A 6,033-nucleotide genomic window follows, 5' to 3' on the forward strand; every position below is an offset into this window, starting at 1 on the left:
GTTTAGCTAGCCGACGACACTGCTCAACGAAGTCGAGGAGATCGATCTCCATGGGCAGAGTCGAATTCCTCGGCTTCACGTTTCTAACCCGTGATATCAGCCGAATAGATCGCTATTCAACAGAGCAATTTCGACAGCGATGTTGAACGAACGCTCGCACAGAAATGGGAGCGATCCACGACTGATTGGGAACTCCGACGCGAGGATGATGTCCTGGATCTGGGCGCGGAAGTGATGCTCCCCGACTTTGCGATTGAACACCCTGATGGTCGACGTGTAATCTTTGAGATCGTCGGCTTTTGGACGCCGGAGTATCTCGAAGAGAAACTGGCGAAGATACGGGCTGCTGACCGCGACAATCTCATTGTTGCTGTTTCAGAGCGACTCGATTGTTCGTCCGAGGACTTTGAGGGGATGGATGACCGTGTGCTCTGGTTCAAATCCGGTATTCACGTCTATGACGTTGTAGAGTTAGCTGAGGAATATGCCACATAAGCAGTACAGAGTGAGACTGGTTCTAATCTTCACGTAGCTCTCAGCCACTCTAATCGTTAACAATACAGGTTTTGTCTGACGTGATTTTATATAGTCTCTACCTATAGGCTATACCTGTATGCTACAGCAACAGGGTGTAAATAATGGCTGACACACGGCGTGCTGCTATATTTATTGACAAAGGTGGTACAGGGAAGACAACTAACGCCGCAGAGCTCGGAGCCGCATTGAATGAATTAGGCAAAGATGTCCTCCTGTTAGATCTCGCTGGCAAGCAGGGCGATCTCGCCGACGCGTTGGGTGTGTACGAATCCGTTCAAGAGGATATTACCAACGAGGATGATTTCCCTAATATTGCCACGACAATGGGGAATCGATGGAGTGACGTGGCAGAGATGGTCGGAAATGAAGAGGCCGTCAATCGGCTCGTCTACAAAACCGACTCTGGGGTGGACCTTATTCCGGCTCATCCTGACCTTGATGGTCTTGACGCCGATCTTGGCAATATCGATGACGTAGAAGATCGATACAACCGGCTCAGACTGTTTCTGGATAACTATGTCGACCCACTAGAACGATGGGATATTATTATTCTTGATATGCCGGGACTCGCCAACAATATTACCTACAATGGGCTATGGGCAGCCCAAAACGTGGTCACGCCTGTTTCGATGGGTAGCTTTGAGTTCAAGCAGGCACAGTCGCTTGAATCTGATCTCAAAAAAATTCGGTCGGGTTACGATCAGAATGTTAAGCTCCGAATGATCATTGCCAACCTGTATGACCGACGTACGAACCTCCACAAGGAAATTCTAGAGAAGTTTGAACACAAGTTTGGCTCTGTGATGGCACCTGAGTACACAGTCGACTCCCAACAGATTCGCACTGTGACTGAAGAAGGCCGTACCTTATTCGATGTTCCAGACGACGAACTACTGAAAACCGGAGCCGACGCAAAAGCCGCGTTCCTAGCGAACGCCGAAGAACTGTACAACCGACTTGAGGCTGCTAACTAATGAGCAATAACGACGACATCGATGACAAACTGAGCGAGATGCGACAAAAAGAATCGAAAGGCAACCGCTTGGATCGTGATAACCCTGAGTCTCAGCCAGACTTTGTCGATGCACTTGATAACGCCTTGGAGTTGATCGCCGACGGCGAACTATCGGAGACTATCACTGCTTATGATCCGAAGCTGGCGGCTGTTCTCCATGCAGCTGAAGAGGATGATGAGATGGATGCAATCTTTGAGCAGCTTGAAACTGCATATAATGGTGATTCGGGACTGACCAACTCGTCTCGAAGTGCGATCATCCGACTTGCCGTTCGTGTGGGGCTTCAGGAAGGTACAGACAATGTCTTGGACGATCTAGAAGAAGCAGTAAACCGAAGGCAGACTACTACGATATAATTCACGTATAGAATAAATGTGTAGGCTAAACATATAGGACAAACATATAGGTAAAATATGTAGGCTAAATGTGTAGGCTAAACTTCTTATACCACGCGTTCCGTAGGCGCCGAATTGGTGTCCCAGAAAGGCTAATACAATTCAAATACAATCCTTATACAATGCCTGTCGACTTCGAAAAACACACACCTGGAAGCCCCCGGATCGACCTGTCCGAAGGCACCAACGCGAGGCGGTTGATGGAGTTTCTACTTGAGACGCCCAGTGTCGGATATACGCCAGCAGAATTAGCAGATCAAACCGAGATACCTCGTGGAAGCGTTGGTCCAACATTGAAGCGGCTCGAAGAGGCGGGGCTAGCTCGACACAAAGAACCGTATTGGGCTGCAGCAGAGGATGACAGACTCGGGTCTGCGATTGCTTCGTTTGTTGGTCTTGAAACTGCTGCATCATCTTTTGGCGATGATTGGTACGCCGAAAACGAAGGGTGGGAAGAAGATTTGCCTGATCTGAGTGCTGAGGACGAATAGGATGGCGTATAATCAAGGAGCAATTGTTATTGCTGATGACCCCTTCGGAAATAATCCGACCCGGCCTTACCTAATACTTTCAAACAAGCAACACCCGTTCCACGGCGAAGAGTATATTGCTGCAATTGTCACGACAACAGCTCGGGGACAGGCTATCGAGCTCACCGAAGAGAGGATAGACGAAGGAAGACTTCCGAAGGTATCGCATGTTTCTCCATGGGCTGTGTTGACTCTCAAAGACTGGATGATAACCCAACAACCTGCAAAAGCGACTCATTCTACTGTTGAAGAAGTATATCGAGAGTTAAGTATCTATCTTCGAACCCAGCAATAGGGTCAATAGATCTGCATAGGTCTGAAACGTAGCGATAGTACCAAACCAGCAGGGAATCTAAATATGTGTCTCAACGACTTCTCCAGTTTGAACGTCACGCACTCCCCGTAACTCCCATTGTTCGCCCGGAACTCTCATATCAACTTAAGACCTGAAAAAGAAGGCAGTTGGTCGAAGTCGACATTTGGCTGGCGAGAGGAGAGAGTAATTTCGTCATCTTCGTCTTCATATTGGTCAATTCCGTGTTCTTCGATGTACTGTTCGACGCGTTTGGTATCGATACGAGTCAATTCGTCACGCTCGTGGTATTCGTACAGGTGTTCGCGTATACCTGATTCGTCAGTAAATGACTGGTCACAGTACGGGCAGTCAGGCATTGTTTCACTGGTTAGTGACCCAGTTTAAAACACTCACCGGTACATCTAGTCTCGTTGGAAAACGCCTACAAACATTGGGATCGAAAAGCAAATATGACGATCTATAGGTTCCGAGTCTATCTGCTTCCGAACCCACACATGGAATTTGAACCCGAAGCCGAAGTCTGGCGTGATATCGAAGTGGACAGCCGTCACACACTGACTGATCTCCACGAGGCGATTTTCGATGCGTACGACCGCTACGACACCCACGCCTACGAGTTTCTAACTCGTGACGAACACGGAATCGCCACCCGGAGCTACGCTCATCCAAAAATGTATAGCGGCGACGAGAGTTGGCAGCCGATGGATGACGACGAAATCGACCGGTTTCTTGAACACGCCATCCCAGATGACGCCTCTCAAGCAGCAAAACAGCGATTCCGAGAACTCAGAAAGAACCCACCCGCCGAACGCAACGCCGCCGACACCAGCATCGGCGATCTCGATCTCAACGACCCCCAGTCACTGTTTTACGAGTTCGACTTCGGCGACAGCTGGGAACACCACATCGATATCGAAGAGATCCGGCAGGGTTCGCTTGATGGTGATCCCGTCGTCGTCGACAAACAGGGCGAGGCACCGCCTCAGTATCCTGAGAGAAGTGACTGATCGACGATGACACGCGATATCACCCTTATCAAGCAAGCACTCGATCAGACGACACCAGGTGATCAGACAGACATGTATCAGTTGCTCGCTGCCTGGAACACCTCCGTAGAGGCTGCACTTGAAGCCGGTGCCGTCCGAGTAGAAGTTATGATGCAACAGTATTTTGAGGATGTTCTCTCACTGACTGACGCTGCTGCCAGAAGTAGTGAATCCGAAATCAACTGGGAGTTTTTGGCGGACTGTTGTGAGGCGTATCCATCAGGTGCTGGTGATCACGTTTGCTCTTCGATTCTCGTGAACATCGTTGGGCGATGTGTCATCCAGTGTCGTATCGAGAACGGTGTCGAAGCAATCCCGCCATGGGCACTCAAGTACCTTACAGCAGTGTCTGCAAAAAACGATGGTATAAAAAATGAACTTGAGGCCAGCACAGTTGGATGGGGGATCGGACATCCGACGGTCGCAGTCGATCAAAAGACAATTGACCGAGCAGTAGCCGGTGAAAATGACTGGGCGATGGCCGTTCTTGAACACGCGATGTATGCTGATCCTGACGCTGGTATCTCATTGTTCGAACAATTGGTTCGGGAACCGGAGGTTGACGGATCACTCCAATTTCTCGAGCCTCTGGATATGGGTTGGGAACAGTCCAAACCACCACTTCCGGATTTTTGGGAGTCAGCAGACTCATATGAATGGGAAATCGAGTTCTCACAGATACAGCGAGATCAAATTCTCGATGTCCTCCGCGATATCGTTCCAGCTACCAGACTCAGAGAGGCCGACCATGCCTTCACATTCGATCTGAAACGCGTCGCTGAAACGATGGAGAAAGATCAATTCCCGGAATCGGCACCCGACGCGATGGTCCACCTCGGCAAGCACAAGGGAGGTAAGTGGCATCTGTTAGGCGATGTTGGCTGCCCAGATGGAGACTACGAGCGAGTCGATACAGTCGAACCATTCTTCGAATGTCAGTACCGAATCGAGGATTCACTGCTCGGTGGCACGAGCGGACTAACTTCACGAGACCCCCGAGGTCTCGATCTGTGTCGACGATGTGCTGATACGGTATCTGACTGGGAGCGTCTCCGATATCAGTATACAACAATCCGAGACAGAGAGTACGACGGTGGTACCTTGGTCACGTGGACTCAACTGACTGAGAAGCGATGGGCTCAAGCATGTGGTATTTGCCAAAAACCGGCTGGAGCCACCCATATCGAGTCGACGTTTGACCAAGTCGCCTGTCCGAGCTGCCTTCGGGAACTCTCAATATCAGGAGGGCTTCAGCTACCTCCCACCGATCAAGACAAGAAGACAGCCCTCACACTTGATGACATCCTGAGTGGGGAAGTCGAGACAAGAGTACTTCCGCCACGAGAAATTCTCGAAGAACGTGCCAACGAACAACGACGACAGCACAACCGCCGGCGTGAGCATCTTCCCCTGGAGTACACCGGTCTGACACAAAACAAAGTCGAGATCTTAGCAGACCATGGCTACGAAACAGTCGGTGATATCTCAACCTCCGACCCAGAGAGTCTCGCTCAGATTGATGGACTAGGACGTCGGTGGGAGCCGGAACGGCTTCCACATACGTACACACTCTCTTTGAGTGCGTTCGATGGGATCGGCTCGACACTCGCTGCACGTCTCGAAGACCACGGCTACGAGGCGTTACCGGCTCTCGAAGATGCTTCAACCGCCGACCTCGCTGAGATCAAGGGAATTTCACACGCGAAGGCCGAGACGATTATAGAGACAATCGACAGTTGGTAGCGACGAAACCCATGACGCTGATACAACTCACTACGTTACAGTATTACCATTACTAAGATACAGACAAGATTAGTCCGAAGTGGATCGCACTCCTGACGCGAGATTAGCCAATTCTTCTGGTGTGGTCGGGGTGGTTGGGTTCTGTTCAGTGTCCTCAAATAGAGCAGCTCGCCGACGGTTGATTGCAGCCATCTTCTCAGGATACTTATAGTAATAATCGACAGCGCACCATCCAAGTGAAGTGTGATTTCACATAGCTCGTCGTCGTTTTTCTCAATATTCGATCACAAAACAGAATCACTACCGAAGATATAACAGAATACATTTGAGACTGTAAAAGACTCTAATTTATTCTAATATTCTCATATCGAAATATATCTGAAACGATAGCGCTGCCGCTCCGGCAGAGCGGCCAGCGCTGTCTGATAGGTCGTTAGCCTACATCGTGAT

7 protein-coding genes and 1 pseudogene are annotated in these 6,033 nt (G+C 49.9%); 7 read left to right on the forward strand and 1 reads right to left on the reverse strand.

Features of this window, described 5'->3' with window-relative positions; translation table 11 throughout:
• Positions 1-120 precede the first annotated feature (120 nt).
• The 5 genes and pseudogenes from O2S87_RS17830 to O2S87_RS17850 form a co-directional block, all read left to right on the forward strand.
• Positions 121-495 (forward strand): annotated as a pseudogene (locus O2S87_RS17830) (DUF790 family protein); the annotation flags it as partial.
• Between the two features lie 143 nt (positions 496-638).
• Positions 639-1,511 (forward strand): ParA family protein, encoded by an 873-nt coding sequence (locus O2S87_RS17835; RefSeq protein WP_475410092.1) that lies wholly within the window; start codon positions 639-641, stop codon positions 1,509-1,511.
• The gene (locus O2S87_RS17840) at positions 1,511-1,909 is read left to right on the forward strand and encodes a DUF8115 family protein (RefSeq protein ID WP_475410093.1); all 399 of its coding nucleotides are present in this window, start codon (positions 1,511-1,513) and stop codon (positions 1,907-1,909) included. The genes O2S87_RS17835 and O2S87_RS17840 overlap by 1 nt, the downstream gene beginning before the upstream one ends.
• A 161-nt stretch (positions 1,910-2,070) precedes the next feature.
• The gene (locus O2S87_RS17845; RefSeq protein ID WP_475410094.1) at positions 2,071-2,439 is read left to right on the forward strand and encodes a winged helix-turn-helix domain-containing protein; all 369 of its coding nucleotides are present in this window, start codon (positions 2,071-2,073) and stop codon (positions 2,437-2,439) included.
• A gap of 1 nt (position 2,440) precedes the next feature.
• On the forward strand, positions 2,441-2,773 hold the full coding sequence (locus O2S87_RS17850) for a type II toxin-antitoxin system PemK/MazF family toxin (RefSeq protein WP_475410095.1): 333 nt from the start codon (positions 2,441-2,443) through the stop codon (positions 2,771-2,773).
• A gap of 134 nt (positions 2,774-2,907) precedes the next feature.
• Here O2S87_RS17850 and O2S87_RS17855 read toward each other — a convergent pair whose 3' ends face one another.
• Positions 2,908-3,150 (reverse strand): hypothetical protein, encoded by a 243-nt coding sequence (locus O2S87_RS17855; protein WP_475410096.1) that lies wholly within the window; start codon positions 3,148-3,150, stop codon positions 2,908-2,910.
• Positions 3,151-3,243: 93 nt separating this feature from the next.
• On the opposite strand from O2S87_RS17855, the gene O2S87_RS17860 reads away from it, so the two are divergent.
• Both O2S87_RS17860 and O2S87_RS17865 read left to right on the forward strand, forming a co-directional pair.
• On the forward strand, positions 3,244-3,801 hold the full coding sequence (locus O2S87_RS17860; protein WP_475410097.1) for an IS1096 element passenger TnpR family protein: 558 nt from the start codon (positions 3,244-3,246) through the stop codon (positions 3,799-3,801).
• Positions 3,802-3,807: 6 nt separating this feature from the next.
• Positions 3,808-5,583 carry a helix-hairpin-helix domain-containing protein gene (locus O2S87_RS17865; protein ID WP_475410098.1) on the forward strand — a complete coding sequence of 592 codons (1,776 nt, stop codon included), beginning with the start codon at positions 3,808-3,810 and terminating at the stop codon, positions 5,581-5,583.
• The last annotated feature ends 450 nt before the right edge of the window (positions 5,584-6,033 follow it).

This window comes from Halohasta sp. A2 (genome assembly GCF_056175805.1).

Coding starts and splice junctions, on each gene's coding strand:
- O2S87_RS17835 (WP_475410092.1), top strand. CDS start 639: ATGGCTGACACACGGCGTGCTGCTATATTTATTGACAAAGGTGGTACA.
- O2S87_RS17840 (WP_475410093.1), top strand. CDS start 1,511: ATGAGCAATAACGACGACATCGATGACAAACTGAGCGAGATGCGACAA.
- O2S87_RS17845 (WP_475410094.1), top strand. CDS start 2,071: ATGCCTGTCGACTTCGAAAAACACACACCTGGAAGCCCCCGGATCGAC.
- O2S87_RS17850 (WP_475410095.1), top strand. CDS start 2,441: ATGGCGTATAATCAAGGAGCAATTGTTATTGCTGATGACCCCTTCGGA.
- O2S87_RS17855 (WP_475410096.1), bottom strand. CDS start 3,150: ATGCCTGACTGCCCGTACTGTGACCAGTCATTTACTGACGAATCAGGT.
- O2S87_RS17860 (WP_475410097.1), top strand. CDS start 3,244: ATGACGATCTATAGGTTCCGAGTCTATCTGCTTCCGAACCCACACATG.
- O2S87_RS17865 (WP_475410098.1), top strand. CDS start 3,808: ATGACACGCGATATCACCCTTATCAAGCAAGCACTCGATCAGACGACA.